24 protein-coding genes are annotated in these 26806 nt (G+C 63.8%); 12 read left to right on the forward strand and 12 right to left on the reverse strand.

What is annotated here, in order from left to right; translation table 11 throughout:
• Positions 1 to 109: 109 nt before the first annotated feature.
• Positions 110 to 367, forward strand: a complete 258-nt coding sequence (locus tag BTH42_RS07215) for a hypothetical protein (protein WP_075297858.1) — start codon at positions 110 to 112, stop codon at positions 365 to 367.
• Between the two features lie 271 nt (positions 368 to 638).
• On the opposite strand, the gene BTH42_RS07220 is transcribed toward BTH42_RS07215, so the two are convergent.
• The 4 genes from BTH42_RS07220 to BTH42_RS07235 form a co-directional block, all read right to left on the reverse strand.
• A complete protein-coding gene (locus tag BTH42_RS07220) occupies positions 639 to 1712 on the reverse strand; it encodes a porin (RefSeq protein WP_075297334.1) in 1074 nt (357 codons plus the stop codon).
• 43 nt (positions 1713 to 1755) lie between these two features.
• A complete protein-coding gene (locus BTH42_RS07225) occupies positions 1756 to 2823 on the reverse strand; it encodes an ABC transporter ATP-binding protein (protein ID WP_075297346.1) in 1068 nt (355 codons plus the stop codon).
• Positions 2816 to 4585: an iron ABC transporter permease gene (locus BTH42_RS07230; protein ID WP_075297348.1), complete on the reverse strand. Its 1770-nt coding sequence runs from the start codon at positions 4583 to 4585 to the stop codon at positions 2816 to 2818. The genes BTH42_RS07225 and BTH42_RS07230 overlap by 8 nt, the downstream gene beginning before the upstream one ends.
• A gap of 103 nt (positions 4586 to 4688) precedes the next feature.
• Positions 4689 to 5777, reverse strand: coding sequence for an ABC transporter substrate-binding protein (locus tag BTH42_RS07235; protein WP_075297350.1), 1089 nt, complete (start codon positions 5775 to 5777; stop codon positions 4689 to 4691).
• A 139-nt stretch (positions 5778 to 5916) separates the two neighbouring features.
• On the opposite strand from BTH42_RS07235, the gene BTH42_RS07240 reads away from it, so the two are divergent.
• Positions 5917 to 6588 (forward strand): response regulator, encoded by a 672-nt coding sequence (locus BTH42_RS07240; protein ID WP_075297352.1) that lies wholly within the window; start codon positions 5917 to 5919, stop codon positions 6586 to 6588.
• Entirely contained in the window at positions 6585 to 8003 is a 1419-nt protein-coding gene (locus tag BTH42_RS07245) for a sensor histidine kinase (RefSeq protein ID WP_075297354.1), read from the forward strand. Before BTH42_RS07240 ends, BTH42_RS07245 begins: the two co-directional genes overlap by 4 nt.
• 173 nt (positions 8004 to 8176) lie before the next feature.
• Here the strand turns inward: BTH42_RS07245 and BTH42_RS07250 are convergent, their stop codons facing one another.
• Both BTH42_RS07250 and BTH42_RS07255 read right to left on the reverse strand, forming a co-directional pair.
• A complete protein-coding gene (locus tag BTH42_RS07250) occupies positions 8177 to 9184 on the reverse strand; it encodes a glycosyltransferase family A protein (protein WP_075297356.1) in 1008 nt (335 codons plus the stop codon).
• Between the two features lie 361 nt (positions 9185 to 9545).
• Positions 9546 to 10295: an SDR family NAD(P)-dependent oxidoreductase gene (locus BTH42_RS07255; RefSeq protein ID WP_075297358.1), complete on the reverse strand. Its 750-nt coding sequence runs from the start codon at positions 10293 to 10295 to the stop codon at positions 9546 to 9548.
• A 208-nt stretch (positions 10296 to 10503) separates the two neighbouring features.
• Here BTH42_RS07255 and BTH42_RS07260 point away from each other — a divergent pair, with 208 nt between their 5' ends.
• Positions 10504 to 11421: a LysR family transcriptional regulator gene (locus BTH42_RS07260; RefSeq protein ID WP_075297360.1), complete on the forward strand. Its 918-nt coding sequence runs from the start codon at positions 10504 to 10506 to the stop codon at positions 11419 to 11421.
• Here BTH42_RS07260 and BTH42_RS07265 read toward each other — a convergent pair.
• On the reverse strand, positions 11418 to 12335 hold the full coding sequence (locus BTH42_RS07265; RefSeq protein ID WP_075297362.1) for a LysR family transcriptional regulator: 918 nt from the start codon (positions 12333 to 12335) through the stop codon (positions 11418 to 11420). The genes BTH42_RS07260 and BTH42_RS07265 overlap by 4 nt on opposite strands.
• A gap of 137 nt (positions 12336 to 12472) precedes the next feature.
• On the opposite strand from BTH42_RS07265, the gene BTH42_RS07270 reads away from it, so the two are divergent.
• Complete coding sequence (locus tag BTH42_RS07270) at positions 12473 to 12982, forward strand: hypothetical protein (RefSeq protein WP_075297364.1); 510 nt, start codon at positions 12473 to 12475, stop codon at positions 12980 to 12982.
• 221 nt (positions 12983 to 13203) lie between these two features.
• Positions 13204 to 14094 (forward strand): META and DUF4377 domain-containing protein, encoded by an 891-nt coding sequence (locus tag BTH42_RS07275; protein WP_143751991.1) that lies wholly within the window; start codon positions 13204 to 13206, stop codon positions 14092 to 14094.
• Positions 14095 to 14127: 33 nt separating this feature from the next.
• On the opposite strand, the gene BTH42_RS07280 is transcribed toward BTH42_RS07275, so the two are convergent.
• Positions 14128 to 15156: an AraC family transcriptional regulator gene (locus BTH42_RS07280; RefSeq protein ID WP_075297368.1), complete on the reverse strand. Its 1029-nt coding sequence runs from the start codon at positions 15154 to 15156 to the stop codon at positions 14128 to 14130.
• 432 nt (positions 15157 to 15588) lie between these two features.
• Here BTH42_RS07280 and BTH42_RS07285 point away from each other — a divergent pair, with 432 nt between their 5' ends.
• Together BTH42_RS07285 and BTH42_RS07290 are read left to right on the forward strand one after the other, a co-directional pair.
• On the forward strand, positions 15589 to 16944 hold the full coding sequence (locus tag BTH42_RS07285) for an MFS transporter (RefSeq protein WP_075297370.1): 1356 nt from the start codon (positions 15589 to 15591) through the stop codon (positions 16942 to 16944).
• 158 nt (positions 16945 to 17102) lie between these two features.
• Positions 17103 to 18191, forward strand: coding sequence for a porin (locus BTH42_RS07290; RefSeq protein ID WP_075297372.1), 1089 nt, complete (start codon positions 17103 to 17105; stop codon positions 18189 to 18191).
• 255 nt (positions 18192 to 18446) lie between these two features.
• Here the strand turns inward: BTH42_RS07290 and BTH42_RS07295 are convergent, their stop codons facing one another.
• From BTH42_RS07295 to BTH42_RS07310, 4 genes are read right to left on the reverse strand one after another with little or no spacing between them, the layout of a single operon-like run.
• Positions 18447 to 19229: a TonB family protein gene (locus BTH42_RS07295; RefSeq protein ID WP_075297860.1), complete on the reverse strand. Its 783-nt coding sequence runs from the start codon at positions 19227 to 19229 to the stop codon at positions 18447 to 18449.
• A 10-nt stretch (positions 19230 to 19239) separates the two neighbouring features.
• A complete protein-coding gene (locus BTH42_RS07300) occupies positions 19240 to 19638 on the reverse strand; it encodes a biopolymer transporter ExbD (protein WP_075297374.1) in 399 nt (132 codons plus the stop codon).
• A gap of 2 nt (positions 19639 to 19640) precedes the next feature.
• Positions 19641 to 20273 (reverse strand): MotA/TolQ/ExbB proton channel family protein, encoded by a 633-nt coding sequence (locus BTH42_RS07305; RefSeq protein WP_075297376.1) that lies wholly within the window; start codon positions 20271 to 20273, stop codon positions 19641 to 19643.
• Between the two features lie 21 nt (positions 20274 to 20294).
• Positions 20295 to 22640 carry a TonB-dependent receptor gene (locus BTH42_RS07310; RefSeq protein ID WP_075297378.1) on the reverse strand — a complete coding sequence of 782 codons (2346 nt, stop codon included), beginning with the start codon at positions 22638 to 22640 and terminating at the stop codon, positions 20295 to 20297.
• Between the two features lie 325 nt (positions 22641 to 22965).
• Here BTH42_RS07310 and BTH42_RS07315 point away from each other — a divergent pair, with 325 nt between their 5' ends.
• The 4 genes from BTH42_RS07315 (at position 22966) to BTH42_RS07330 (ending at position 26787) form a co-directional block, all read left to right on the forward strand.
• Positions 22966 to 23388, forward strand: coding sequence for a MarR family winged helix-turn-helix transcriptional regulator (locus BTH42_RS07315; RefSeq protein WP_075297380.1), 423 nt, complete (start codon positions 22966 to 22968; stop codon positions 23386 to 23388).
• Between the two features lie 85 nt (positions 23389 to 23473).
• Entirely contained in the window at positions 23474 to 23896 is a 423-nt protein-coding gene (locus tag BTH42_RS07320) for a MarR family winged helix-turn-helix transcriptional regulator (RefSeq protein ID WP_075297382.1), read from the forward strand.
• 127 nt (positions 23897 to 24023) lie between these two features.
• Positions 24024 to 25136, forward strand: a complete 1113-nt coding sequence (locus BTH42_RS07325) for an HlyD family secretion protein (RefSeq protein ID WP_178392129.1) — start codon at positions 24024 to 24026, stop codon at positions 25134 to 25136.
• A gap of 7 nt (positions 25137 to 25143) precedes the next feature.
• Positions 25144 to 26787, forward strand: coding sequence for a DHA2 family efflux MFS transporter permease subunit (locus BTH42_RS07330; RefSeq protein WP_075297384.1), 1644 nt, complete (start codon positions 25144 to 25146; stop codon positions 26785 to 26787).
• Positions 26788 to 26806 lie beyond the last annotated feature (19 nt).

Genomic DNA, 26806 nt, shown 5'->3' on the forward strand with positions numbered 1-26806 from the left:
GGGCGTGCCGTGAGAAGGCGGTGGCAGTGCGGTAAGCGACACGCGTATCGAAACCTCGCGTTCTTCGGCCATAATGGCTGCCAGTCACGTTGCCGGAGTTCACACCCTCATGAAGTCTCTTTGCTTCGCAGCAGCACTCGTCGTACTCGTTACCGGCTGTACCTCGACCTCGTCGCCGGCGAACGATCAATTGACTCGCCCACCTTCGGTCGATACGGATACCTACATGCTGCATACGCCGGATGGCGCGAAGCCGGCTTCTGCTGAGAGAGCGCAGCGGCTGACTGTCGGCACCAGCTATTCGGACACGCAACTGATCCTGCCTTGGTTTCTGAACGACATTATTAACTTCGTGAACTACCGGTAGTCCGGTGCGCGGAGGCACTCGGGTAATACGATCACCTTCAGTGCCCCTTTGCCCGTAAAAAAATGGCGGTAGGCGATGAACACACTTTGTAGCTGTTGAACTTGGGGTTTGATTTAACCGCCATGGTCAGACCCGGCGCCAAGGGGCTTTGAGGGAAAGGGCGTCAGGTGGCGCGGTGTGTGACAGCAGGACGGCGAGGTAGCAGGCGCGGCGCTTTTGCTGCCCTGCGCGCCGCGTCGTTTGCGCCGCTTCTAACGCGTCTGCCGACCTGTCAGAAGCGGCGCTGGATACCGGCGGTGACACCGGTTTGCGTGTCTGCCGCGCCGCTCAGATCGCGCGACAGACTGATCGCGTTGTCGTGCCTCGCCATCGCATAGCCGCCCGCCAGATACAGCACTGTGCGCTTGGACAGCGCGTATTGCCCGCGCAGTGAGAACAGCGTCGGATCGGCGTCGCTCGCGTCCTTGATGTCCTGATGGTAGACGGCCGCGAACAGCGAGACGAACGGCGTCACGCGGTATTGACCGCCGACCCAGTACATGTCGCTACGCAGCGTCGGCGCGGAGGTGTGGAATGTGCGCCGGTAGTTTCGATAGCCCGCCATTGTCTTTACCGCGCCGAAGTCATAGCTCAGGCCCGCGTGAATGCCCTGAATGTAGTTAGTGGTATCCGCGGGGCTGACGCTGTCGCCCGCGCCGTTCCGCCGGTTGAAGGTGACGACGGCGGCGAACGATCCGTTTTCGTAACCGAGACCGAAGTCGTACTTCGAACCTGACTTCATGCTGCCGGGCACGTTGCCGAAGCCGTACAGCGCGCCGAGCTTGACGCCGGAGAACATGCCGTCGTAACGCACCGCATTGGCCGAACGCGCGAACAGGCCGTCTTTACGGCCGCCCGTCGCGCTTGACGAGGTTGCCCACGAATAGTTCGGCGCGTAACCCATCGGGTCGAACTGCAGCATGTAGTGGAAGGTGGTGGTGAAGGTGCGGCCGAGGATGATTTGCCCGAAGCGCATTTTCAGGCCGATGGTCGCGCGCCGTTCGAAGATCGCATCGGGGCCGTCGTCGAACTGACCGTTCGCGGCGTTGATGCCGCTTTCCAGCTGGAAGATCGCTTTCAGGCCGCCGCCCAGATCCTCGACACGTAGCCCCCAGCGCGAGGTGTTCTTGCCGCCCGAGACAAGACGCGTGGCGCCGCCGTCTGGCTCCGCGCGGTTCACATATTCGACGCCCGCGTCGACGATACCGTACAACGTCACGCTCGATTGCGCGTGCGCGCCTGCTGCAAAACCGGCGAGTCCGGCGCAGGTTATGCCGAGGGTTGCCTTCCTCATGCTCCACTTCATCAACAGTCTTCTGTGGGGAATGAGTTCCACCTTTCCGTCCGCTTCAGCTCGCCTGAGCGAAGGCCCAGCAGTCGTTGGCCGGGAATTCGATCCAGTGGCGGCCAGCCGCGTGCGGCACGTGGCCGAATGCGCGTAGGCGCAGCGCGCCGCAGTGGAAAAGGTACTCCCAGCGGTCGCCTAGATACATCGACGTGATGAGTTCGGCTTCGAGACGGTTCGCGCCGGGACCGTCGGCGACCTGGACGCGTTCGAGGCGGATCACCGCCTGCGCGTTCTGGCCGGCGGCGAGCGCTTCGCGCGCTTGTGCCTCGATTTGCCAGCCATCGCCGGCCAGCGTGACGCGCTCGCCGTCGACCGCGGCGACACGCGCGTCGATGCGGTTATTGCTGCCCATGAATTCGGCGGTGTAGAGCGAGCGGGGCGCGCCATACAGTTCGGCGGGCGTGCCTTCCTGCTCGATGCGGCCGTCGCGCAGCAGCAGAATGCGGTCGGACATCGCCATCGCCTCGGTCTGATCGTGCGTCACGCACAACGCGGACAGACCCAGCGACACGATCAGCTCGCGCAGCCACGCGCGCGCTTCCTCGCGCAGCTTGGCGTCGAGATTCGACAGCGGCTCGTCGAGCAGAATCACCGGCGGGTTGTAGACGAGCGCACGCGCAATCGCGACGCGCTGCTGTTGGCCGCCGGAGAGCTGATACGGATAGCGCGCGGCGAGGTGGCCGAGGCCGAGTTGATCGAGCGCGGCCTGCACGCGCTTTTTCTGCTCGGCACCCGCCACGCGCCGCAGCTTCAGCCCATAGCCGACGTTGTCCGCCACCGTGCGATGCGGCCACAGCGCATACGACTGGAACACCAGCCCGAGCGAGCGCTGCTCGACCGGCAGGTCGACGTGCGCAGCGCCGTCGAAGAACGCCCGACCGTCGAGTTCGATGCGGCCCGACGACGGTTGTTCGAGACCGGCGACCGCACGCAGCAGCGTTGTCTTGCCGCTGCCTGAGGCGCCCAGCAGGCAGACCACTTCGCCGGGGTTCAGGTCGAACGACACGCCTTTGAGAATCGGGTTGTCGCCATAGCTGAGAAAGAGGTTGTCGACCGAAAGCTTATCCATGCAGTTTCACTCCGAAGCGCAGGGCGACGCCGAGTCCGACGCCGACCATTGCGATGTTGATGACAGAAAGCGCCGCGACCTGATCGACCGCGCCGGTCGCCCAAAGCGATACCAGCAACGCGCCGATCACTTCGGTGCCCGGTGAGAGCAGATAGACGGCGGTCGAGTACTCGCGCTCGAAGATCATGAAGATCAACAGCCACGCCGCAAGCAAGCCGAAGCGCACGAGCGGCAACGTCACGTCGAGACTGACGCGCGCGCGCGTGCCGCCGACGCTGCGTCCCGCTTCCTCGAGTTCGGGGCCGACCTGCAGCAGCGCGCTTTGAATAAGACGCATGCCGTACGCGAGCCACACGACCGTGTACGCAATCCAGATGCTCCACATGGAGTTCTTCAGTTCTTTCAGGCCCGGCACGAACAGAAAGATCCACAGGAACGCGAGACCGGCGAGCAGGCCCGGCACCGCGCGCGGCAATAGCACGAGGTAGTCGAGCAGACGCGTTGCCCAGTCGTTGCGGCGATGGCCGGCGAACGCCACCAGCGAATAGAAGCCAACCGCCAGCGCACCGCCGAGCACGCCGATGCCGAGCGTGTTCAGAATCGCGCGGACCAGGTTGTCCTGTTCCAGCAGTTCGGTGAAGTTTGCGAGCGTCAACACTTCGGCGAGCCGTACGCCCTCGCCCCAGTTGGTGACGAACGCGCGCAGCGTGATGCCCGACAGTGGCACGAATACGGTCAGCGCGAGCCACAGCGCGACGATGGCGAGCGCGACCCAACGCCACGCTCCGAGCGGCAGTACGGTTTGACGTCCCGCTTTACCTTTGACAGTGACGAAGCGGCTCGCGCTTTTGAGCAGCCGGCGTTGCAGGAGCACGAGCGGGAACGTGATCGCGACGATGCATACCGCGACCGCGGCCATCAGGTGATACGAGGGCACGCCGAGCTTGTTGGTGAGCTTGTACAGATAGGTGGCCAGCACGAGGTGCCCTTCGGGATCGCCGAGCACGAGCGGCAGCCCGAACACTTCGAAGCCAAGGAAGAACACCAGCACGCCGGCGAACAGCAGCGCGGGCATGGTCATCGGCAGGCTGACGTCGAGCGCGACGCGAAATGGCCGCGCGCCGGCGACGCGTGCCGCCTCTTCGACGTCGGAGCCGAGATTGCGCAGCGCCGCCGACGAATAGAGGTACACGTGCGGCACATGCGTGAGCCCGACAATCACTGTGATCGCGAGAATCGAGTACACGGTCCACGGCGCTTCGGCGCTGCCGAACAGCTCTTTCCACCAGACCGAGTAGAAGCCGACCGGGCCGGCCGCTACCACGTAGCCGAACGCGAGCACCATCGGCGAGACGAACACCGGGGTCAGCAACAGCGGCTCGAGCCAGCGGCGACCGGGCAGGTCGGTACGCACCATCAGGAACGCGAGGATGCCACCGAGCGGAATCGAGATGAACAGCATCCCGCCCGCAATGAAGAACGAATTCTTCAGCGCAGACCAGAAGTCAGGATCACTGAAGATGAACTGGAAGCCGGTGAGTCCGAGCGTGCGCTTCGCGTCGAAGAACGGTGCGTCCAGCACGCTTTGAAACAGGATAAAGCCGAGCGGGAGCGCGACGGCGACGGTCAACACCGCGACGACGATCCAGCGCAGCACCTCCGCCATCGGCGCGAGGCCGCTGCGCGGCAGCGCGCCGATGGCGCCGCCGTCTGCCGGTGGTTGCGTGGCATCGTGGTGACCAGTTGCGCTAGTGGAAAGCATGAGTGTCCCCCTGCGGCAGGTGCGCCGCACATCGACAGGTATTCAAGGAAAGTCGGGCGTGCGCGCGTGGCGGCGTGCATGCCCTGATGTCAGACGCCGAGGATCAGCGCTTGATCGACTGTTGCCATTGCTTGAGGAATTCGAGCCGCTTCGCCTGGTCGAGATAGACCAGCAGGCCGGAGCCGATCGGGATCGGCTTGAGCGAGTCGCCGAGCTGCTTCCTCAGGCCGGCCATCGACGTGTCACCCGCCACGTCCGGGCGGATCGAGAACAGGCTCGCGTGATTCGCGAGCAGCGTCTGGCCGCGTTGGGACAGCAGGTAGTCGACCCACAGCCGCGCGGCGTTCGGGCTTTGCGCCTTCTTCGAGATCGTCACGAGGCGGCTCACCACCAGCGTGTAGTCCTTCGGGTAGACGTAGCCGATCGATGGATCTTTCTTCGTTTTGGTGAGCGCGTACGAGCCGAGAATGTTGTAGCCGATCAGGTTCTCCCCCGACGAAATGCGCTCCATCATCGCGCCTGTGCTCGATTGCAGCTTCGGCCCGGTGGCGCCCATCGCCTTCACGAGATCCCACGTGACCTGAGGATTGACACGCACATCCTGAGTCAGATAGTTGAAACCGACGCCGGACTTTTCGATGTCGTAGGTTGTGACCTTGCCTTTGAACTGCTCGGGCCTCGCCTGCAGCAGCTTGATCAGTTCGGCGCGCGTTTGCGGCACTTCGCCCGCGGGCAGCAGGCGTTTGTTGTAAACAATCGCGAGCGGTTCGTAGGTGGTGCCGTACGCCTGCTTCTGGTATTGCGCCCATTGCGGCAACTGCCGTGCTTCCGGCGATTCGTAAGTGGCCATCAGACCGTCGTTGACGAGCTTGACCTGCAGGTCCATTGCCGAGCTCCACAGCACGTCGGCGCTGGTGCTGCTGGCCGCGTTTTCGCTGATGTAGCGGTTGTACAGCTCGGTGCTGTTCATGTCGTTGTACTCGACCTTGACGCCGTACAAGCTTTCAAAATCCTTAATGAGCGGTCGCACGAGCGCGGTGTCGGTGACCGAGTAGACGATCAGCTTGCCTTCCTTTTTCGCTTTGTCGACGGTGGCCTGGTAGGCATCGGGATAACCGGCTGGAATGGCTGCCAGGACTGGCACTGCGGTAACTGCAATAGCTGCGGCGAGTACTTTTAAAGCATTGTGCATGTCTTCCTCCAGAAAGCTTGATGTTTGTTTTGCGTAAGTAAATGGTAAGTGACGTTTGCTTTCTGAATGCTTTCATCGAATGAATAAAATGCGGCACAATGGCCGAATTCGCCTCATGGATTTCCCTGGGATTCTGCTCATGCGTGTACTGCTCGTCGAAGACAATCCGATCCTTTCCCGCTCGTTGACCGATGCGCTGACCGGTGCGAAATTCACCGTCGACTGCATGCGGGATGGCGAGTCCGCCGACCATGTTCTGCGTACGCAGGACTACGCCCTGGTGATTCTCGACATCGGCTTGCCGAAGCTCGACGGCCTTGAAGTGCTGCGGCGTCTGCGGGCGCGTCGCAATGCTGTGCCGGTACTGATGCTGACCGCGCACGGCTCGTTGGAGGAGCGCGTACGCGGGCTCGATCTTGGCGCCGACGACTATCTCGCCAAGCCCTTCGCACTGACGGAGCTCGAAGCGCGGGCGCGCGCACTGCTGCGCCGCGGTCACGGCGCGGAGCCGCTGCGCGCGCAATGCGGCACGCTGCATTACGACAGCATGGATCGCGGCTTCACGCTCGACGGCGAAGTGCTGGCGTTGACGCCGCGCGAGCGTTCGGTGCTGGAGGTGCTGCTCCTACGCAATGGCCGCGCGATCAACAAGGACACGCTGTCGGAGAAAATCTTCGGGCTCGACGAATCTGTGAATGCTGATGCGATCGAGATCTACGTGCACCGTCTGCGCAAGAAGCTCGAACGCAGTTCGGTCAGCATCGTGACGCTGCGCGGCCTCGGCTACCTGCTCGAAGCGCGCAACGCATGACGCGGCCGAATCTGCGCGTGCGGGTCGCGCTGTGGTTGCTGTTGCCGGTGCTCCTGCTGCTCGCTTTCGACGCATGGCTCACGTATCAGCGTGCGATGGATGCGGCGCACGCCGCCTTCGACCGCACGCTGAAGTTTTCTCTGCGGTCGATACGCGACGCCATCCGTTTGCGCGACGGCCAGATTGAAGTCGATCTGCCGTACCTCGCGCTGGAGATGTTCGAATCGAACGACGGCGGCAACATCTACTATCAGATTCGGGAGGAGGGCGGCCGCGTGGTGACGGGCTATGCCGATCTGCCGGAACCGCGCAAGCAGCCTGCCGAGCCTTACCGCGTGCACTTCTACGACGACGTTTTTCGCGGCCGCCCGCTGCGCATCGCGACGCTCAGGCTGCCGGTGCATGACGTGCCGAGTGCGCAGACGCGAGTCGTGCTGGTGCGGGTTGGCGAAACGATCGAGCAGCGCCAGGCGTTGGCGCGCGAGATTCTGACCGGATCGCTGCAACAGGAGTGTCTGCTGGTCGTGCTGGCGCTGGGCATTGTGTGGTTCGGCGTCGCGCGAGGGTTGCAGCCGCTGAACCGCCTGTCGGCGAAAGTGGCCGCGCGTGCCGACGACGATCCGACGCCGCTCGACACGGCCGGCTTGCCAAGCGAAGTGGCGCCGCTGGTCGACTCGATCAATCAGTACATTGGCCGCACACAGTCGATGCAGTCATCGCGGCGGCGTTTCTTCAACGACGCCGCGCATCAGTTGAAGACGCCGCTCGCGGTGATTCAGGCGGAGTCCGAACTGGCGCTACGCGATATTGACGGCGTGGACGCAGACATCAATGGCGAACGGCGGCAAGGCGTGCATTTACAGCGGCTCAACCGCGCTGTGCAGCAGGCGGTGCGCATTGTCCAGCAGTTGCTGTCATTGTCGCGGCTCGACGCGGACAGCGGCTACAGAGTCCGGCACGCGGCGCTGCCTCTGCATGAAGTGGCGCGTAATGTGACGCTTGACTGGTCATCGGTGGCGCGTGCGCGTGGCATCGATCTCGGCTTCGAACAGGATGCACGGGTCGAGGTGACCGGGCAGGGCGATCTGCTTGCGGAACTGGTCGGCAATCTGATCGACAACGCAATCCGCTATTCGGGCGATGGCGCGGTAATCACCGTGCGCGTCGCGTCCGAACGCGAGCAGCCTTTGCTGCAGGTGATCGACAATGGCCCCGGTATTGCGAGCGAAGAACGTGAGGCGGTGTTCGAACGTTTCTATCGGAGCGATGCGACCCAGGCGGTCGAAGGCAGCGGGCTGGGTCTGTCGATCGTTCGGGAAATTGCGCGCGTGCATGGCGCGCTGATTGCGCTGAGCGATGCGCGCGGCGGTGGGCTGTTGGTCAGCGTCCTGTTTCCTGTGCGCAATGCGGCGTGACGGCGTACGCGTTCACGCTTTGTCACGCTTTGTCACGCCGCTTCTGTAGCAGGATATCGAGTTCGATAACCGGCCGTGGCGCCAACGTGACAAAGCCCACCAGACCAAATACCTGTTTTCGTCGCCACGACTCTCGCCTTTCCAATAGGGCTGTCTGTCGGCCACGCCTGGGGCTAGAGGCCGAGTTGATCGAGGGCAGCGGTAGTAGTGGAGGAAGCGAAGCAGCGGATAGCCTGCAGGTGAGACGCATTGAGGAGGGCGTGGTCGCGATAGAGGGCGGCCATTTTGAGTAAGCGCTTGAGGACGATGGTGTGGACAACGGAGCTGTCCTGGCCGTAATCGTCAGCGTTGGCGACAATGAGTCTGTCAATCGCGCGCACGGTTTCGAGCAAGGCCTCGGTATGGGGTGGATAGGGCTCGAAAAACATCTCGACGATAAGATCGAGGTCGTGTGGATCCAGACGGGGGTACCAGATGGCCAGGAGGCGACGGCGGAAGGTTTGAAGGTACTGGCGTCCTATGTCGTGCCGACTGGCGGTAAAACTGGTGGCATGGGACCTGTGCTCGGTGAGAACCTGGTCGACATTGGCGAGCTGGCCGCCAGCCGCCATGATCGAGGCGAGATAGTCCAGGTCTTCGGCGCTGGCCATGCGTTCGTCGAACCGGATATGGTGCTCTCGAATGAAGGAGCGCCGTACCATAAGGGTGCCGCCGCTTATCGTGTTAAGACCGTCCAGGAGGCGGGCCTTGATATTGGCGTCACCCAGCGCGCAATAGGCGACACCCTCGGGGACATCACCGAACACTCTGGCGTGTGACCCGACGGCGGCCAGCAGATCACTGTCTTTAAAGGCGGCGACCTGGGTGGCAAGCCTTGGCGCGAGAGCTCTGTCATCGGCGTCGAGGCGGGCGATGAACTCGCCTTCGGCTTCATCGAAGGCGACGTTTGAAGCGACGGTAATACCCTGGTTCTGGTCGAGGTGGATCAGGCGAATCCGCGCGTCGTTGCCGGCGGCCTGGGTGGCGACGGCCATGGTTTGATCGGTCGAGCCATCGTCCACGACGATGAGCTGCCAGTCGTCAATGGTCTGGCGTTGGATTGAGACAATCGCTTCGCGAATGAAGGGTTCCGCGTTGAAGGCTGGAATAACGACGGTGACGAGGGGGAGCGCGGATGGCATGGCGTTCTCAAGAGTTGCGGAGAATGGGGAGTGTAGGCATTGATGAACGGGATTATCAATGCCATGTATGCGAAGGAGCTGAGTGAAGGGGCAGTAAAGGATGATGGCGTTGGCATATCCGAAGCGGCGCGTCCATTGTCGATTTCATAAAGACGCTGGCGGACTGGGTTTGTTCCGCAAAGGGCGGCAAGCTGGTGAATGGTGGACAGTATCAGAGGGCACTGGGGGTGTCCGTAATTTCGTGTTCAAGGCATATGATGCTCCCCCCGAGGTCAACTACCGCTAGTTTTCGATCACGCTGTGCGCGAACCGCCGCGCACAGCGAAGCCCGGACAGACTCCAGCCCCGGGCTACCTCACCCTCACACCTGCGCCATCCCCCCATCGACGAACAGCTCGGCGCCGTTGATAAAGCTCGCCGCATCCGACGCGAGGAACGCAACCACGCTGCCGATTTCCTGCGGCTCACCGAGGCGTCCGAGCGGCACTTGCGAGGCCAGCGCATCGAACAGACCCTGGCGCGCTTCGTCCGGCACGATCCCACCGAGACCCGGCGTGCGGATCGGGCCCGGGCTGACGGCATTGACGCGAATACCGCGGTCCTTCAGATCGAGCGCCCATGAGCGAGCGAAATTCCGTACCGCGGCCTTGCTCGCGCTATAGACGCTGAAACTGGCGGTGCCCTGCACCGACGTGGTCGACGACGTCAGGATGATCGACGCGCCATCGGTCAGCAGCGGCAGCGCCTTCTGCACGGTGAACAGCACGCCGCGCACGTTGGTGCCGAAGATGCGGTCGAAATGCTCTTCGGTGATCGCGCCGAGCGGCAGCAGGTCGCCGCCGCCCGCGTTGGCGAACAGGATGTCGAGCTTGCCCGCGCTGCTGGCGATCTGCGCATACACCGCATCGAGATCGGACAGCACCGATGCGTCGGCGCGAATCGCGGTGGCGGCCGGGCCGATTGCTTCGACAGCCGCGTCGAGTTCCGCCTGGCGGCGGCCGGTGATAAATACCCGCGCGCCTTGAGCCGCCAGTTCCTGTGCCGCCGCGAAGCCGATGCCGGTGCTGCCGCCGGTGACGAGTGCAATCTTGCCGTTCAGTTGCTTGTTCATGATCTGCTCCAGTTCTTGAGTTGAATTGAGTTGAATCGGGTTGGATGCCTGCCGCGACGGTGCCGCGTTTGTCGTTCGTTGCTGCGTGTCGTGCAGTGCATGGGTGTCACTTTAGGGATTCGTCGTTTATTGATAAATAGCGAACGATGAAATGACTATCCACCCCTGTGTATAATCGGCGCGGTTCTTTCCCAACCCGAGGCTCAACATGGATCAGTTGCTGGCGATGCGCGCTTTCGCCCGCGTCGTGGAGGCGGGCAGCTTCACCCGCGCGGCCGATTCGCTCGATATGCCAAACGCGACGATGAGCAAGCTGGTGCAGGAACTCGAAGCGCATCTGGGCGTGAAGCTGTTGCAGCGGACCACGCGGCGGGTCACCGTGACGCCGGAGGGGCAGGACTACTACGCAAAGGCGACGCGCATTCTGAACGACCTCGAAGATATCGATTCGTCGTTCAACGTCGCGCGGGGCAAGCCGCGCGGCAACCTGCGGATCGACGTCGGCGGGCTGACCGCTAAAGACGTGCTGATTCCATTGCTGCCGGATTTCATCGCACGCTACCCGGAGATTCGCATCGAACTGGGTGTCGCCGATCGCGCGGTCGATCTGGTCGGCGACAACGTCGATTGCGTGATTCGCGGCGGGCCTTTGGACAACTCGTCGCTGATTGCGCGCCATATTGGCGATGCGGTGATGGTGACCTGCGCGACGCCCGCGTATCTGAAGCAGTTCGGCATACCGGCCTATCCGGAAGAGCTGAAAAACGGCCATCGATTGGTCAGCTACGTGTCGTCGCAAAACGGCAGGGCGATGCCGTTTCGTTTCGAGCACAACGGCGAGCGAATCGAGATCAAGGTCGAGCACCGGATCGGCATCAACGAAAGCAACGCGCATTTCGCGGCGGCGCTCGCCGGTATCGGCATCGTGCAAACTTTCGCGCATACCGCGAGAGCGGCGCTTCGTGAAGGATCGCTAACTGAAATTCTGGCGAAGTGGCGGCCGCCGGCCTATCCGTTTCACGTCGTCTATCCGCACAATCGCTATGTCACGCATCGCTTGCGGGTCTTTATCGACTGGCTGCTCGAATGCTTTCCCGACAAGGTACGGGGTACTGATAAACGCTAGCCGGCTTGCGTGTGCTGCTTGACGTGGTCGATGAACGCGCGCAGCTTCGGCATGATCTGGCGCCGGTCCGGATAGAACAGAAACACGCCGGGCATCATCGGCGCATACGCTTCGAGTACCTGCACGAGTTTTTGCGTCTTCAACGCCGCGGCGGCCATCGGCGCGGGTAGCTGCGCGAGGCCGACGCCTTCGATGGCCGCGCCGAGCATCGTCGAAAAATCACTGGCGATCAGCGGGCCGGACACCGCGATCTCGAGCGCGCGGCCGTGGTCGTTGAACGACCACAGCGCGAGTGCGCCGTCGGTGCGCCGCCAGCGCAAACACGCGTGCTCGCGCAAATCGTCCGGCGTGGCGGGCGTGCCGCGCGCGGCCAGATAGTCGGGACTACCAACCGCGACCGAGCGGAACGGCGGCGTCAACGGCACCGCGACCATATCGGCGGCGACGAACTGGCCGAGCCGGATGCCGGCATCGAAACCTTCCGCCGCGATATCGACCAGCTCGCGGCTGGCCGACAGCTCCACTTCGACTTCCGGATTCGCCTTGCAGAAAGACGCGATCAGCGGTTCGAGCAGCAGCGGGATGACCGCGCGCGGCACCGACAGCCGCAACAGGCCGGCCGGTCGTTGGCCGAGTCCACGCGCAACCTCGCTGGCCGCGAGCAGTTCTTCGAATGCGGGTTTCGCGCGAGCGAGAAAGCGCTCGCCGGCTTCGGTCAGCCCGACGCTGCGGGTGGTGCGCACGAACAGCGCGGCACCGAGGCGCGCTTCGAGCGCGCGCACAGCCTGACTGACCGCCGACGGCGTGACCCCGAGTTCCGCCGCCGCGCCGCGAAAACTGCGGTGCCGGGCGACGCTCAGGAATACTTCGACGCCGTCGAGTGCGCCTTGCCTGACTGTGAAGTTCTGCTTCATAGCCTGTCAACCTGGTGAGGAATAGTCGCTCGCGCGTGACGATGGTACACCTGTCATCAGCGCGTCCACAGCGGTAGATCCGCCACTCGCGCATTCCTTTCCGTGACGACCGGAGTACCCCCGACAGGAGACGATACATGTCACCGCGAGTTCTTTTTCAATTGCACCTGGTGCTGGGTTATGTGGCCTGGCTGCTGTGTTTCGGCACTTACATATGGCCGAAACTGAAGACGATGAACCCGTTCGATGCGCAACGCGCGATCGCCACCTTGCATAGCTTCCGCTTTTTCGGGCTGGTGTTTCTGCTGCCGGGTGTGGTCGGTAACGGGTTGCCGGCCGGCTTCGCGACGTTCGCCGCGTACGGCGACTTCATCACCGGTCTACTCGCGATGCTCGCGCTCCTTACCGCGCGGATCCGGCCGCTGTTCTGGTCGCTTGTCGTCGCATTCAATCTGGCCGGCGCGGTCGATCTGATTCTCGATTACGCGCATGCAATACAGGCAGATCTTCCCGCGCACGCGGGCGAACTCGGCGCGACCTACGCAATTCCGATCATTTACGTGCCCTTGCTCGTGATCACGCACGGGGCCGCGTTTTATCTGCTGCTGCGGCCGCGCTTGCGGCTTCAGACGGCGCCCGGCTACTGAGCCCGCGCGCTTTGCGTCATCCACCTGCGTTATGCTGTCGGTCGTCAAGTCGCGGCTGGCGGCCTGAACGGGCAGGTGCGAACAACCCGGCGCAATGCCGCCGGGTGTTTTATTTCACCGGCTCCTCAAGCCTTCCTGCCAGCGATTTGCGCGGCGCGTCGAACTTGCTGTCGACGCGGCCAGACGCCAGGATCATCCACTGAACCCACAGAGGTGCCGACGTGAAATACCGCATGCTATTGCTGCCGCTGGTGCTTGCCGCCTGCGCGCAAACACCGGAAGCGACCGGACCGGCTTCCGCAACGACTGCAACGACCGCCACCACCACAACAGGCGCAACAGCCGCACCAACCGCCGGCAGCGCAGCGAACGCACCGGCGGCCGCCGCCGCGAGCGCGCCCGCGCCCGCGGCGAACGGAGCCGAGCTGCTGAGCCGCTATCACTGGCGGCTCAACAACGCGATCGATAGCAAGGGCACCCGCATCGATGCGCTATTCGTGCGTCCCGATCAGCCGTTGCAACTGGACTTCAGCGCGGACCGCATGAACGTCGTCAATAGCTGCAACAACCTGGGCGCCGGCTACAGCGTCAAGAAAGGGCGTTTGCAGGTGGGGCCGATGGTGAGCACGATGATGGCCTGTCACGACGCCGGCCTCGCCGCGCTCGACGACGCGATTTCCCAGCGTCTGCGCGGCAGCCCCGCGGTCAAACTGCTGGCGCGCGACAACGCGCCGAGCCTGCAACTGGTCACCGATAGCGGCGATACGCTGAGCTTTACCGGCGTGCCGACCGCGGAAACGCGCTACGGCGGTCCCGGCGAAATCGCGTTCCTTGAGGTCGCGCCGCAGACGGTGCCATGCAACCATCCGTTGATGGCCAACCAGCAATGTCTGCAGGTGCGCGAGCGTCATTTCGACGAGCAGGGTCTCGCGAGCGGCACGCCCGGGCCGTGGCAACCGCTGAATCAGACGATCGACGGCTATACGCACACGCCGGGCATTCGCAACGTGTTGCGAGTCAAACGTTTCACCGTGAAGAATCCGCCGGCCGATGCGCCGGCGGTCGCGTATGTGCTCGATCTGGTGGTGGAGTCGGAGAAGGTCGGGCAGTAACCGTCGTCCATTACCGCAGTCTTGCCGGCAACGCTACGCACACCGTTGCCGGCGCTTCTGCGTATCGCTCGGCAATTCATTGAAGCGCGCGAAGTAGTACGCGGAGAAGCGGCCGAGATGGCCGAAGCCGAACGCGAGCGCGGTATCGGTGATGCTGCACGCCGACTCGGTCAGCAGACGGGTGCGCGCCGCTTCGAGGCGCGTGTTGCGCAGCAGTTCCATCGGCGTCACGCCATGATGGCGCCGGCACAGCACGTTCAGCGTGCGAAAACTGACCCCGGCCACTCGCGCGAGATCTTCGAGCGAGATCGGCGCGCACAGCCGCGAGTCGATGTATTCGAGTAGGACTTCCATCTGTTTCGCGCCGCCGTTGTGCAGCCGCGTGTCGGCGCCGCAACCGGCAGGCTCGGCTGATTCAATCGCTAATACGGGTGCCGGCGCCGCTTGCGGCAGCTGATGCATCAGCAGAAACAGCGCGAGATTGCGTTCGAAATGATCGCTCCACTCGGGCCGCAGAGCGCCGCTGCCGGATTGCGCGGCAATGTTCAGCAACGACTGCGTGATCAGATCCCACTGCGAGCCGAGCGATTGCGGCAGCAACCGGCCCGGCACCATCTCGAGTTCATCGTCGGGCGCGCGGCCCGCGACTTCCAGCATCAACGAGTCCGGCACTCGAACGATGAACTGCTGGGTCCCCGGCAACCAGCGCAGCCGCACGCTTCGTTGCGGCGACAACACCGCGGTGCGCCCCTCGGCGACGCTCATCACAGTGCCGTCGCATTCGATTTCCGCGCCCCCTCTCAACGACGTATGCACGAGCGTAAAGCCATCGAATGGCCGCGGCGTGACCTCGACCTCCGCACCGTATTGCAACGCGTAGATGCGCAGATGATTCAACTCCGCCTTGAATAGCGCGGTATCTGGCGCACCGTTTTTCCAATGTAGTACATGGTCGCTTAATTCACGCGCGACGTGGTCATGGCTGTCGACGGCGTTGTCGGAACGGAACAGGCAATTGCGATACAGCGCCGACAGCGCTTCAGATTTCGTTGACAAAGTCATGCCGTCTCCAATGTGGCCTGGTGCGCTTCCCGTCGCATTCCGAACTAACGGAATGCACTGTCTCAGGCCTCTTTCGCGGGCGTGAATGTCCTGTGCGGATGTGGCGATGAGCCGAGCATAGCCTCGCTGTCCAATGCGCTGAATTCGGAAAGCTACTGATATCGCCACACGGGTTGGAGCCAGTTTATGTCAGCAAGGAAAAAAGCGGACTGACCTGGATAGCTGATGTGCAATTTCTGGATAGTGCAAACCTTTCTGGATTCATACACTGCGCCCATTCATACATAGAGAACACACACCGCTGCCGCACCGACTGCGGTTTGCTTCGGGTAACCGCTAATAGCGGACCGGATAGCGAACCGAAGCGACGCGGCGACGTTCGACCGGGCTGTGCTACAGCGCGGAACAGGCTTTGAAACGGAGGAGACACCCATGCGGGAAATCAATTTGCACGCGCTCGCCGAGGACGCGAAGCTCAGCCCTTTGCACTACATCGTGCTGATCTGGTGCGCACTCATCATCATCTTCGACGGCTATGACCTCGCGGTCGCCGGCATTGCGCTGCCGTCGATCATGAAGGAGATGGGCGTCAATCCGGCGAAGGCCGGCTTCATGGTCAGCTCCGCGCTGTTCGGGATGATGTTCGGCAATATCGTGTTCGGCACGGTCGCGGATCGCATCGGCCGTCGCTGGGCGATCGCGATCTGTCTCGGGCTGTTCAGTGTGTTCACCGCGCTGGCCGGTCTTGCGGCGACGCCGGTCGAATTCGGCCTCGCCCGCTTTATCGCGGGGATCGGGATCGGCGGCGTGATGCCGAACGTGATCGCGCAGATGACCGAATACGCGCCGCGCCGTTTGCGCAGCACGATGGTCACGCTGATGTTCAGCGGCTACTCGGTCGGCGGGATGCTGGCGGCGGTGCTCGGCAAGGGGATGATCGAACGCTTCGGCTGGCCGTCGGTGTTCGTCGCCGCGGGCGCGCCGGTTCTGCTGGTGCCGCTGCTGCTCAAATGGATGCCGGAGTCGATGGCGTTTCTGATCGGCAAGGGTGAGACCGACAAGCTCGCGCGGATTGCCGGCCGGCTCGATCCGACCTACCAGCAGCGCAGCGGCGACCGTTTCGTGCTGAACCGCGCGGAGCAGAGCAAGGCGTCGATGGGTCAGCTGTTCGCGGACGGCCGCGGTTTCAGCACGCTGATGTTCTGGGTCGGCACGTTCATGTGCCTGTTCATGGTCTATGCGCTCAGCTCGTGGCTGACCAAGCTGATGGCGTCCGCCGGCTATAGCCTGGGCTCGGCGCTGACCTTCGTGCTGGTGCTGAACTTCGGCGCGATGATCGGCGCGATCGGCGGCGGCTGGCTCGCGGACAAGCTGCATATCAAGTACGTGCTGGTCGGCATGTACCTGCTTGCCGCTGTGTCGATCTCGCTGCTCGGTTACCCGATGCCGACCGCTGTGCTGTTCGTGCTGGTGGGTCTCGCGGGTGCGTCGACGATCGGCACGCAGATCGTCAATTGCGCGTACGCCGGGCAGTTCTATCCGATGGCTGTGCGTTCGACCGGGATCGGCTGGGTGCTGGGCGTCGGCCGTGGCGGCGCGATCGTCGCGCCGATCCTGATCGGCGTGCTGGTCGGCATGGGCCTGCCGCTGCAGCAGAACTTCATGGCGATCGGTCTGCCCGCGCTAGTTGCAGCGGCGGCGGTCGCGCTGATCGATCATCGCCGCTCGGCTTCGCATCAGGTCGAAGTGAGCGCGCCGGTCGCCGCGCAGCAGGCCGCGCGCAGCTAGGAGCAGCCGGTTTCAGTTTCGTCATCACGTTGACGACTCGCGCGACAGTGGTCTGCGAGGCCTGGGGGAACCACCGTCGCGCGTCGATTGCATGTACGGCACAATCCTTTCCGCCTCACGGCACCCAATAAATACACTCGAAGCAGATAGGGGACACTATGAAAATGAAATGGAGCGCGGCACTTCTCGCAGCCGCAACGGGGTTGGCTTATGGCCAGAGCAGCGTGACGCTGTACGGGATCATCGACACCGGCGTGTCGTACTACAACAATGCGGCGGCTCACGGCTCCGTTGTCGGGATGCCGACACTGACCGGCGAAGTGCCGTCGCGTTGGGGCCTGAAAGGCAGCGAGGATCTGGGCGGCGGCCTGAAGACTTTCTTCGTACTGGAAAGCGGTTTTCAGCCGGGCACCGGGGCGCTGAACTATGGCGGCCGGCTGTTCGGCCGTCAGGCCAATGTCGGTTTGAGCAGCAGCTACGGCTCGCTGACGTTGGGCCGGCAGATGAACATGACGATGTACGCGCTCGCGAATGCCGATGTGATCGGTCCGTCGATCCACGCGCTGAGCAATCTCGATTCGTATCTGCCGAACGCGCGTAGCGACAACGCGATCGGCTATATGGGCAAATTCAGCGGCGTGACGGTCGGCGGCACCTACAGCTTCGGCCGCGATGCAGCGGGCCCGGCGGGTCCGTCGGCGACCAACTGCGGCGGCCAGGTGGCGGGCGACTTCCGCGCGTGCAAGCAGTACACCGCGATGCTCGCGTACGATTCGGCGAGCTTCGGCGTCGCCGCATCGTACGACCTGTTGCGCGGCGGCACCGGCGCGACCGCGCCGATGAACAACAGCAAGTACACCGACGCGCGCAATATCGTCGACGGTTATGCGTTGTTCGGGCCGGTGAAGGTCGGCGCGGGCTGGATCCGCCGCAACCAGTCGGCGCTCACGCATTTGCAGACCGATATGTTCTTCGGCGGCGCGACGTGGTTCGTGACCCCGGCCTTCTCGCTCGACGGCCAGGGCACGCGCTTCCTGCAACGCACGACCGGCGATCTGAACAATTTGAACTCGACGCTGGTGGTCGCGCGCGCGAACTATCTGCTGTCGAAGCGCACGACGGTCTATTCGTCGTTCGGCTATATGTTCAATAGCAGCAAAGCGGCCAATACGGTCGCGGCGGGCGGCTCGGTTGGCACCGGCATGAATCAGGTCGGCGTGATGGCCGGCTTGCAGCAGCGGTTCTAAGCGGCCGGGCCATGCCGCTGTTCGGCGAGAGTTGCCAGAACCGGAAGCCGCAACGGCTCCGGTCCCGGCCTCGGCAGCCGAGGCGGCAGCAGCGATGGCGTTGGCACCGGCGGTGGAGCGGGCGCGTTTGGGCGTCCGCTCCACCGTTCGAGTTTCTGGATTATTCGCCCGATCTTCAGTAGTCCGGTGGGATTCGGCGTACTTCTTCCGCGTTTTATCTGCGCATTTTCCGCGCGACTCCCTATTGGCAACTCATCAACTGACGTTGAAATGTACGCGGATGTCCTGCGTGCTTTCGACCGCATGCCCGTCGCGTAATGCCGGGAAGAAACGCCAGCGCCGCAACGATTCGAGCAGCAATCCATTCAGGCGCGGATTCGGCGTGGCCTGCAGTAGTTCGACGTCGACCGAGCCGTCGACGTGAATCGTGAAGCGCGCGGTCGCGACCGTGCGGTACGCCTGTTCGCGCAGGTCGTCGGGTAGCGTTGGGAGAGGCTGCGCGATTGTGCGGGCGGTGGTGGTGGAGCCGGTTGCGGTGGGTGATGCGGTTGGAGTGGTCGAAGCGGTTGAAGTGGCAGTGGAGGGTGGGGCGTTTGTGGTGGTCGACCGCGTTGTGCCTTCCGAAGGGCCAGTCGCGGGCGGCACCTCGACGGGTTCTTTGGGCGCGTGCGGTGGCGCGTCTGAAGTGACGGCCGGCTTTACTCGCTGTTCTCGCGTTGCACGTTGCGCGTCGTGACGCGCAACATCTTCCCGCACGCTGACCGGCTTTGATTTGCTCCTGGCGGGCGGCGTCGGCGTTTCTGCTGCAGGCTGCACGCGGGCCGGCGTTTTTTCCGCAGCTAGCGCGGCACCTGTCGCGCTCGGCGCGTCCATCACGACTACCCGCATATCCAACGCAGCCGCTGGCCTCGGTGCATCGCTCACACGCATCGCCAACCCCGACGACAGCACCGCGAGCACACTCAACCACAGCCCCAACGCCAGCACGAACGCAATCGCACTGCGCCGCGCGTACCCCCAGCGCTCGGAAAACCCCACGAAACAGGCCCTATTCACGATGCACGGCAATCAGAAAGTGCTCGGCGCCCGCGCGCCGCGCGGCCAGCATCGCCTGCACGACCGCGCCGTGGCCCGCATGGTCGTCGGCGGCGATCACGACGTTGCCGTCCGCGCGCAGCAGACGCTTCACCTCCGCCTCGATCTGCTCCGCGCGCACCGGCCGCCGGTTGATCGACACCGCGTCGTTGCCGTCGACCGCGATCGTCAGCGGTTCGTGCTCGCTCAGCGTTTGCGCGCGGCCGGCGGGCAGATCGATGCGGACCGCGTCGAGACGCTGCATCGCGAGCGACGCGAGCATGAAGGTCGCGAGCAGAAAGAACATCACGTCGATCATCGGAATGATCTCGATGCGGCCTCGCTTCGAGGTCCGCGAGCGGCGCAGTTTCATCGTCACGCTCCGCCCGTTTCGTCGCGCACGCGCAGCGCATTGAGGCGCGCGTTCGCGAACAGTTCGAGTTCGTCCATCAGCCGTTCGAGGCGTCGCGAGAAATAGTTGAACGCGAACAGCGCGAATACCGCGACGATCAGCCCGACCGCGGTCGCCACCAGCGCCTGCGCAACGCCGCCGGTTACGCCGACCGGATCGACGAGCCCGGCGCCGCCGAACAGCTGGAACGACTGCATCATCCCGACGATCGTACCGAGCAGTCCGAGCAGCGGCGCCGCGGTCACGATCGTCTCCAGCAGCCACAGCCCGCGGCTCATGTCGCGCTCGATGCGCGCGGCGATCGCCTGCGCCGACGCTTCGCGCAGCCACAGCGGCGTGGCCGCGTCGGGCCGCCACGCCGCCGCCATGCGGCGAAACGCGTGTTGCGGCGCGAGCCGCTCGACACCGTCAGCGGCCTGCACCGGCATATCGGGTGTATCCGGCTCGAGCAGCGCCATCGGCGCCCGCGCGAAGCGCGCAAACACATACGCGCGCTCGAAAATGATCGTCAACGCGAGCACGCCGAGCAGGCTGAGCGGATACATGATCCATCCGCCGGTGCGCAGCGCCGCGACCAATCCCGTCCATTCATCCATGATGATTCTCCGTGCGCTCGCTTAGAAGTACTTGGTGATGCCGCCGTAGACCGCGAAGCGCGGGCCGTATTGCGGCGCGCCGACGCCGATCCCGGAACCGTCGCGCAACTGGTACACGCGATTGAACGCATTGATCACGACCAGCCGCGCGTCGACCTTGCCGATCAGCGGTTCGTTGAAATGCTGGATCACGCCGAGATTCACCTGCGCGTAGACCGGCAGCCGCTCGGTATTGGCGAAGCCGCTGCGCAAGCCTGAGCCGACAATGCCGTCGAACGTGAAGGTGGTATTGCGGAAGTCGTAAGCCGCGCCGAACGACGCGGTAACCCGCTGGTCGTGATCGAGATACACCCAGTTGTCCGCGATGTAGGCGAGTTCGTCGGCGTCGAAGTTGAACTGCGCCGAGTTGATCTGCTTGCCCCGGGTGCGGCTATAGGCGAGATTCAGATACGCGGACAGGTTGCTGCTTTTGTAGTTCGCGGTGAATTCCACCCCATAGGTTTTGCCGTAGCTGTAGTTGAACGGCGCGTAGATCAGCGCGGAACCGAACTGTCCTTCGTCGAGCAGATCGCGCGCCTGCTTGTAGTACGCGTCGAGTCCGAGCGTGACGGCCGAATTCAGTTTGTGCGTGACGCCGACGTCGAAATAATGGCTGCGCTCGGGCCGCACCGGATCGTTCTGGCTCGACGGACTTTGATTAGTCGTGCCATCGAACTTCGAGATCGTCGCGCCGGACACCAGTTCGAACGGCGGCGGCGTGAAGTAGCGCGCGTAGCCGGCGTGCACGGTCGTCGACGGCGTGAGCGTGTAGAGCAGGCCGACGCGCGGACTCAACTGGCCGGCGCTGATGTACTGGTTCATCCGGTCGTAGCGCAGCCCGTAATTGAGCGTCAGACGGTCGGTGACTTTCCACTCGTCCTGCGCGTACAGGCCGTACAGGTAGCCGGTTTTGCTGCTGCTGTCGTGAATGTCGAACGGTACGTTGGAGAGCTGATTGCCGTCCTCGTCGGCGGCGAACACGCTGACGTTGTCGTCGAATACCGCGCGTTCCTGCTGGAAAAACAATCCCGCGCGAACCGTATGGCGATCGTTCAGCCGCCACGTCGTATCCGCCTGCACGCCGTTGGCGCGATTGCTGTGAAAGTTCTCCGACGCGACGCCGTTGAACATCAGGTCGCCGATCGGATCGGGATTGAACTTGGTGCGCGTATAGCGGGTGAAAAACGCCAGTTGATAATCGAACGCGGCGCCGTTGGTTCCTTGCAGCGCGATCGCCGCGAAGTTGTTCAGCTCGGACTGGTTTTCGTTCAGTTGCGACGAATCGAACGTGTCGTGACCGGCGAGTTCGAAGTTGGTCGGCAGGCCCGGCGTATTCGGAATCTGGAATTGATTGCTGGTTGCGCCGAACAGCACGCTCACGCGCGTGAGCGGATTGAGCAGATACGACAGATAGCCGAACGTATTGCCCTGGCGCGTGTGATTGTGAATCGCGGTCGCGCTCGAAGTCGGGTTCTCGATGCCGAGATTGTTCATCCCGAGCGAGCCGCTCAGGTAGTAGCTGAACGGTCCCTCGCTGCCGTACACGTCGGCGCTGGTGCGGATGGTCTGATGGCTGCCGCCGTAGACGTCGATCGAGCCGCCGTTGCCGGTGTCGCCGGTTTTGGTGCGGATATCGACGATGCCGGCCGTGCGATAGCCGTACTGCGCGGGCAACGCGCCGGTCAGCAGATTCATCTGGTCGATGATGCGGGTATCGAGCGACTGGCCGAAGCCGCTGATCGGCTCCGGAATGATGATGCCGTTGATCCGGTATTGCAGATTCGAATGCTCGCCGCGCACGTGTACCTGGCCGTACGAGTCGTTGGTGACGCCGGGCGCTTGCAGCAGCACCTGGTTGAGCGGCGTGTTCGCACCGGCCGGCAGCGTCGCGATATCGGCCTGGCTGAAGCGGTAGACGCTGCTGCCGGTCTCGGGCAACAGGCCGTTGCGGGCCGCGTTCAGACGTTGCGCGTTGACCTGCACGTCGAGCGTATCGCTCTTTTGCAGTTGCACGTCGATGGCCGCCGAAGCGCCGGATTCAGCGGTTGCGATGCGGCTACCGCTGGCAAAACCGGGCGCGCTGACGACGACCGCATAGGTGCCGGGCGCGACGCCGTCGATCGCGAAACGGCCCGCCGTGTCCGTGCTCGCGCTGCCGATTGCCGCGCCGCTCGCGTCCTGCACTTCCACTTTCGCGTGCGAAACCGGTTGGCCGGCGGGATCGGAGACCGAGCCCGTCAGGACTGCTTGAGTTGACGCTCCCCATGCGTTCGAAGCGACGGCGCAGAACAGCAGCGCCGCCTGGGCGGTCAGTGTGCGTTTTTTCATTGTTGTGGCTCGTTTGATGACGATGCGTTGATGGTTCTTTTGCGACCGGCGAAGTCCCGCCTGCCTCGTCCCCGGAGCGGGGCAAGCATGCGATCGGAAAAGTGGTGGCGTGCGCGTGCGCTGCTTTGTGCTGCCGTGTACTGATCGGCGCGAAGCAGTCGGGTGCGGTCGAACAACGCGAGAGATGTTATAACATAACATTCACGGCTGACAAGCCTTTGGCACGGGCTGGGGACGACCGGCGAATCACGAGCGTCGATGCGTCAGCGCGAAGCCGCCGCAAAAAAACTTGAATGCGTGCATATGCACATCTATGCTTCGTCGCATGAACCGTCCTCTCTCCTACGACGAATGCAACTGCTTCGCGCTGCGCCAGGCGGCGCGGCACGTCACGCAGATCTACGAGCGCCATCTGGGCGGCGTCGGCCTGACGGCCGCGCAATTCACGATCCTTGCAAAGCTCGCGCGCACGCCGAATCAACCGATCGCCGACCTCGCCGACTCGATGGTGATGGAGCGCACCACGCTGGTCCGCGCGATGAAGCCGTTGCAGCGCGACGGCCTGGTCGCCGCCGAGCCGGCGGAGCACGACGGCCGCACGCTGCTGTTCAGCCTGACGGAGCAGGGCGAGACGCGCTTCGATCAGGCGGCGATCGCATGGCGAGCCGCGCAGGAAGAGTTCGAAACGAAGTTCGGAAGCGCGCGCGCGAAGACGCTGCGCGCCGAGTTGTTCAGCATCACCGATTAAACCGGTGCGCGCAGACCCGCCGCGGCGGGTTTTGTTGCGCCGCCTGATGTGCATATGCACTGACGAACCCAGGACGTACCGCAACATGGAAGCGCTGTTCGACGACGACTGCTTTGCGATCCGCCAGGCCGCGCGCCACGTATCGCAGCTTTACGACCGGCATCTGTCGAAGGTCGGGCTGACGATCACGCAATTCTCGCTGCTGGGCCGGCTTAAACGCGTCGGTCCGATGACGATGAAGCAGATCGCCGAACAGATGCGCATGCAGCGCACCACGCTGGTTCGCACGATCCAGCCGCTGCGGCGCGATGGACTGGTGACGAGCGACGCGCTCGGCGCCGATGCGCGCACGCTGCTGATCTCGCTGACGGCCGCCGGCGAGCAGCGCCTGAGCGCGGGCCGTGCGCACTGGTATGCGGCGCAGGCGGAATTCGAAGACCGCTTCGGCGAACAGCGCGCGGCCGCGTTGCGCAGCGAGTTGTTTGCGATCACTAAAGATTCGCTGTGAACGGGCGGTAGTACAAACAGAACATCAACAGAACACGAGCGGAACACCAGCAGGACATAAGCAGTGGAGGCCGGCGCCGCGCGCCGTTTTTTTCAACCTGAAGAGTGCATACGCACATATCGACACCATGTCCACCACCCCTTCGACCGTCGCGCCGCCGAGCGCGCTGCAACCCGCCCGTCAGGCGCGCCGTATCCCGTGGATGCTGCTCGCGGTCCTGACGGTTCTCGTCGCGCTGGCGCTCGCGCTGTCGTACTGGTTTTTCGTCGGCCGCCTGATCGAGACCACCGACGACGCGTACGTCGGCGGCGACGTCACCGTGATGGCGCCGAAAGTGAACGGCTTCGTCACCGACGTGCTGGTGCGCGACAACGAGTTCGTGCACGCGAACCAGGTGCTGATCCGGCTCGACGCCCGCGATTACGACGCGCGCCTCGCGCAGGCCAATGCCGAGGTCGAGAGCGCGCGGGCGTCGGTCACCGAACTCGAAGCGAAGAAGGCGCTGCAACTGGCGTCGATCAGCGAGCGGGCCGCCGAGGTCCGCGCATCGGGCGCGGAGTTGACGCGCAGCGCCGCCGATCAGACCCGCTACCGCGAACTGGTCAAGGACGACGCGGTATCGAATCAGGTGGTCGAGCGCGCGGATGCCGATCTGAGCAAGGCGCGCGCGGCGGTCGATCGCAGCGGCGCGGCGCTGCTCGCCGCGCAACGCCAGATCGCGGTGCTCGATGCGCAGATCGGCGACGCGAAAGCGCGCATCGCGACCGCCGAGGCCGCGCAGCGCGTCGCCGCGCTGAACGTCGAGTACACGACGATTCGCGCGCCGATCGACGGCTATGTCGGCAATCGCAGCGCGCGGGTCGGGCTGCTCGCGAATACCGGCGTGTCGCTGCTGACGGTGGTGCCGGCGAGCGGCCTGTGGATCGACGCGAACTTCAAGGAAGACCAGCTGAAGAAGATGCGCGCGGGCGACAGCGTCGATGTCGAACTCGATGCGTCGAGCCGCGCGCTGCATGGCGTGGTGGAAAGCCTCGCGCCGGCGACCGGCGCGACCTTCAGCGTGCTGCCGGCGGAAAACGCGACCGGCAACTTCACGAAGATCGTGCAGCGCGTGCCGGTGCGGGTGCGCCTCGACGTGCCGCGCGATATGCAGGGCGTGCTGCGCCCGGGGTTGTCCGCGACGGTGAAGGTGCACGTCGATTCGGGCAATGCCGCCAGTAACCCCACCTCGCGCGGATGAACCGATCATGACGACCGCTACCGGCAGTCTCGCGGGCAATCGGCCCACCAACGCGCCCACCAACGCGCCCGCCACCGCAGCCGCCCACCTCACCGACAACCCCGCCGACCAGCCGACCCGCACCAAGGTATTCGCGTTCGCGCTGATGTGCGTCGGCTTCTTCATGGCGACGCTCGATATCCAGATCGTCGCGTCGTCGCTGCGCGATATCGGCGGCGGCCTGTCCGCGAGCCAGGACGAGTTGTCGTGGGTGCAGACCTCGTATCTGATCGCCGAGATCATCGTGATTCCGATGTCGGGCTGGCTCACGCGGGTGTTTTCGACGCGCTGGCTGTTCACGTTTTCCGCGTTCGGCTTCACGGTCACCAGCATGCTGTGCGGCCTCGCGTGGGACATCAACTCGATGATCCTGTTTCGCGGTCTGCAAGGCGCGCTCGGCGCCGCGATGATTCCGACCGTGTTCACCACCGCGTTCGTGCTGTTTCCCGGCAAGCAGCGGCTGATCGCCTCGACGACGATCGGCGCGCTCGCGTCGCTCGCGCCGACCATCGGTCCGGTGATCGGCGGCTGGATCACGTCGCAATGGTCGTGGCACTGGCTGTTCTATCTGAACCTGGTGCCGGGCGTGGCGGTGACGCTGCTGGTGCCGAAGTACGTGCATATCGACAAGGTCGATCTGTCGTTGCTGAAGAAGGGCGATTACCTGGGGATCCTGCTGATGTCGGGCTTTCTCGGCTGCCTCGAATACGTGCTCGAAGAAGGCCCGCGCAAGAACTGGTTCGGCGACGATGTGATTGTGATATGCGCGTGGGTCGCGGCGATCTGCGGATTTCTGTTTTTCGTTCATGCGTTCACCGCGAAGGAACCGATCGTCGATCTGCGCGCGCTCGCGGTGCGCAACTTCGGGATCGGCAGTCTGCTGTCGTTCATTACCGGCATCGGGATCTTCTGCACGGTGTTTCTGACGCCGGTGTTTCTGGCCCGCGTGCGCGGCTTCGATTCGTTGCAGATCGGCCTCGCGTTGCTGTCGGTCGGCTGTTTCCAGTTGCTCGCGCTGGGCGCGTATTCGACGCTCGCGCGCTTTGTCGATATGCGCAAGCTGATGGTGTTCGGGCTCGTGCTGTTCGGCATCGGCTGCTATTTGTACGTACCGCTGACGAATCAATGGGGCTGGCAGCAGTTGCTGATTCCGCAGGCGTTGCGCGGGATCGGTCAGCAGTTCTGCATTCCGCCGATCGTCACGATGGCGCTCGGTGCGTTGCCGCCGTCGCGGCTGCGCTCCGCGAGCGGCCTGTTCAATCTGATGCGCAATCTCGGCGGCGCGATCGGCATCGCGGTCAGTAGCACGATGCTGAACGACCGCCTGAATCTGCACTACGAACGGCTCGACGAGCATCTGAACGCCGGTCGTCCGGCGGTCGAAGCGCTGCTGCACAAACAGGCCGGTTATCTCGCGGCACTCGGCGGCAACGCACTCGATGCGGCCCACGCGGGACTCGCCGAACTGCATGCGCTGCTGATGCGCGAAGCGCTGGTGCAGGCGTTTTCCGATGCGTTTCTCGCGGTGTCGCTGTGCTTCGTGGTCGGCCTGGTGAGCGTGCTGTTTTCGCGGCCGTTTGGCAATACAGCGCCGCCGCCGGATGCCCATTAAACCGAGCCGGGAGCTCAAC

The organism is Burkholderia sp. SRS-W-2-2016 (assembly GCF_001931485.1).
Lineage (GTDB): Bacteria > Pseudomonadota > Gammaproteobacteria > Burkholderiales > Burkholderiaceae > Paraburkholderia.

Excerpts from the sequence above, each read along its gene's own strand:
- BTH42_RS07215 (WP_075297858.1), top strand. The coding sequence starts at position 110 with ATGAAGTCTCTTTGCTTCGCAGCAGCACTCGTCGTACTCGTTACCGGC.
- BTH42_RS07220 (WP_075297334.1), bottom strand. The coding sequence starts at position 1,712 with ATGAAGTGGAGCATGAGGAAGGCAACCCTCGGCATAACCTGCGCCGGA.
- BTH42_RS07225 (WP_075297346.1), bottom strand. The coding sequence starts at position 2,823 with ATGGATAAGCTTTCGGTCGACAACCTCTTTCTCAGCTATGGCGACAAC.
- BTH42_RS07230 (WP_075297348.1), bottom strand. The coding sequence starts at position 4,585 with ATGCTTTCCACTAGCGCAACTGGTCACCACGATGCCACGCAACCACCG.
- BTH42_RS07235 (WP_075297350.1), bottom strand. The coding sequence starts at position 5,777 with ATGCACAATGCTTTAAAAGTACTCGCCGCAGCTATTGCAGTTACCGCA.
- BTH42_RS07240 (WP_075297352.1), top strand. The coding sequence starts at position 5,917 with ATGCGTGTACTGCTCGTCGAAGACAATCCGATCCTTTCCCGCTCGTTG.
- BTH42_RS07245 (WP_075297354.1), top strand. The coding sequence starts at position 6,585 with ATGACGCGGCCGAATCTGCGCGTGCGGGTCGCGCTGTGGTTGCTGTTG.
- BTH42_RS07250 (WP_075297356.1), bottom strand. The coding sequence starts at position 9,184 with ATGCCATCCGCGCTCCCCCTCGTCACCGTCGTTATTCCAGCCTTCAAC.
- BTH42_RS07255 (WP_075297358.1), bottom strand. The coding sequence starts at position 10,295 with ATGAACAAGCAACTGAACGGCAAGATTGCACTCGTCACCGGCGGCAGC.
- BTH42_RS07260 (WP_075297360.1), top strand. The coding sequence starts at position 10,504 with ATGGATCAGTTGCTGGCGATGCGCGCTTTCGCCCGCGTCGTGGAGGCG.
- BTH42_RS07265 (WP_075297362.1), bottom strand. The coding sequence starts at position 12,335 with ATGAAGCAGAACTTCACAGTCAGGCAAGGCGCACTCGACGGCGTCGAA.
- BTH42_RS07270 (WP_075297364.1), top strand. The coding sequence starts at position 12,473 with ATGTCACCGCGAGTTCTTTTTCAATTGCACCTGGTGCTGGGTTATGTG.
- BTH42_RS07280 (WP_075297368.1), bottom strand. The coding sequence starts at position 15,156 with ATGACTTTGTCAACGAAATCTGAAGCGCTGTCGGCGCTGTATCGCAAT.
- BTH42_RS07285 (WP_075297370.1), top strand. The coding sequence starts at position 15,589 with ATGCGGGAAATCAATTTGCACGCGCTCGCCGAGGACGCGAAGCTCAGC.
- BTH42_RS07290 (WP_075297372.1), top strand. The coding sequence starts at position 17,103 with ATGAAAATGAAATGGAGCGCGGCACTTCTCGCAGCCGCAACGGGGTTG.
- BTH42_RS07300 (WP_075297374.1), bottom strand. The coding sequence starts at position 19,638 with ATGAAACTGCGCCGCTCGCGGACCTCGAAGCGAGGCCGCATCGAGATC.
- BTH42_RS07305 (WP_075297376.1), bottom strand. The coding sequence starts at position 20,273 with ATGGATGAATGGACGGGATTGGTCGCGGCGCTGCGCACCGGCGGATGG.
- BTH42_RS07310 (WP_075297378.1), bottom strand. The coding sequence starts at position 22,640 with ATGAAAAAACGCACACTGACCGCCCAGGCGGCGCTGCTGTTCTGCGCC.
- BTH42_RS07315 (WP_075297380.1), top strand. The coding sequence starts at position 22,966 with ATGAACCGTCCTCTCTCCTACGACGAATGCAACTGCTTCGCGCTGCGC.
- BTH42_RS07320 (WP_075297382.1), top strand. The coding sequence starts at position 23,474 with ATGGAAGCGCTGTTCGACGACGACTGCTTTGCGATCCGCCAGGCCGCG.
- BTH42_RS07325 (WP_178392129.1), top strand. The coding sequence starts at position 24,024 with ATGTCCACCACCCCTTCGACCGTCGCGCCGCCGAGCGCGCTGCAACCC.
- BTH42_RS07330 (WP_075297384.1), top strand. The coding sequence starts at position 25,144 with ATGACGACCGCTACCGGCAGTCTCGCGGGCAATCGGCCCACCAACGCG.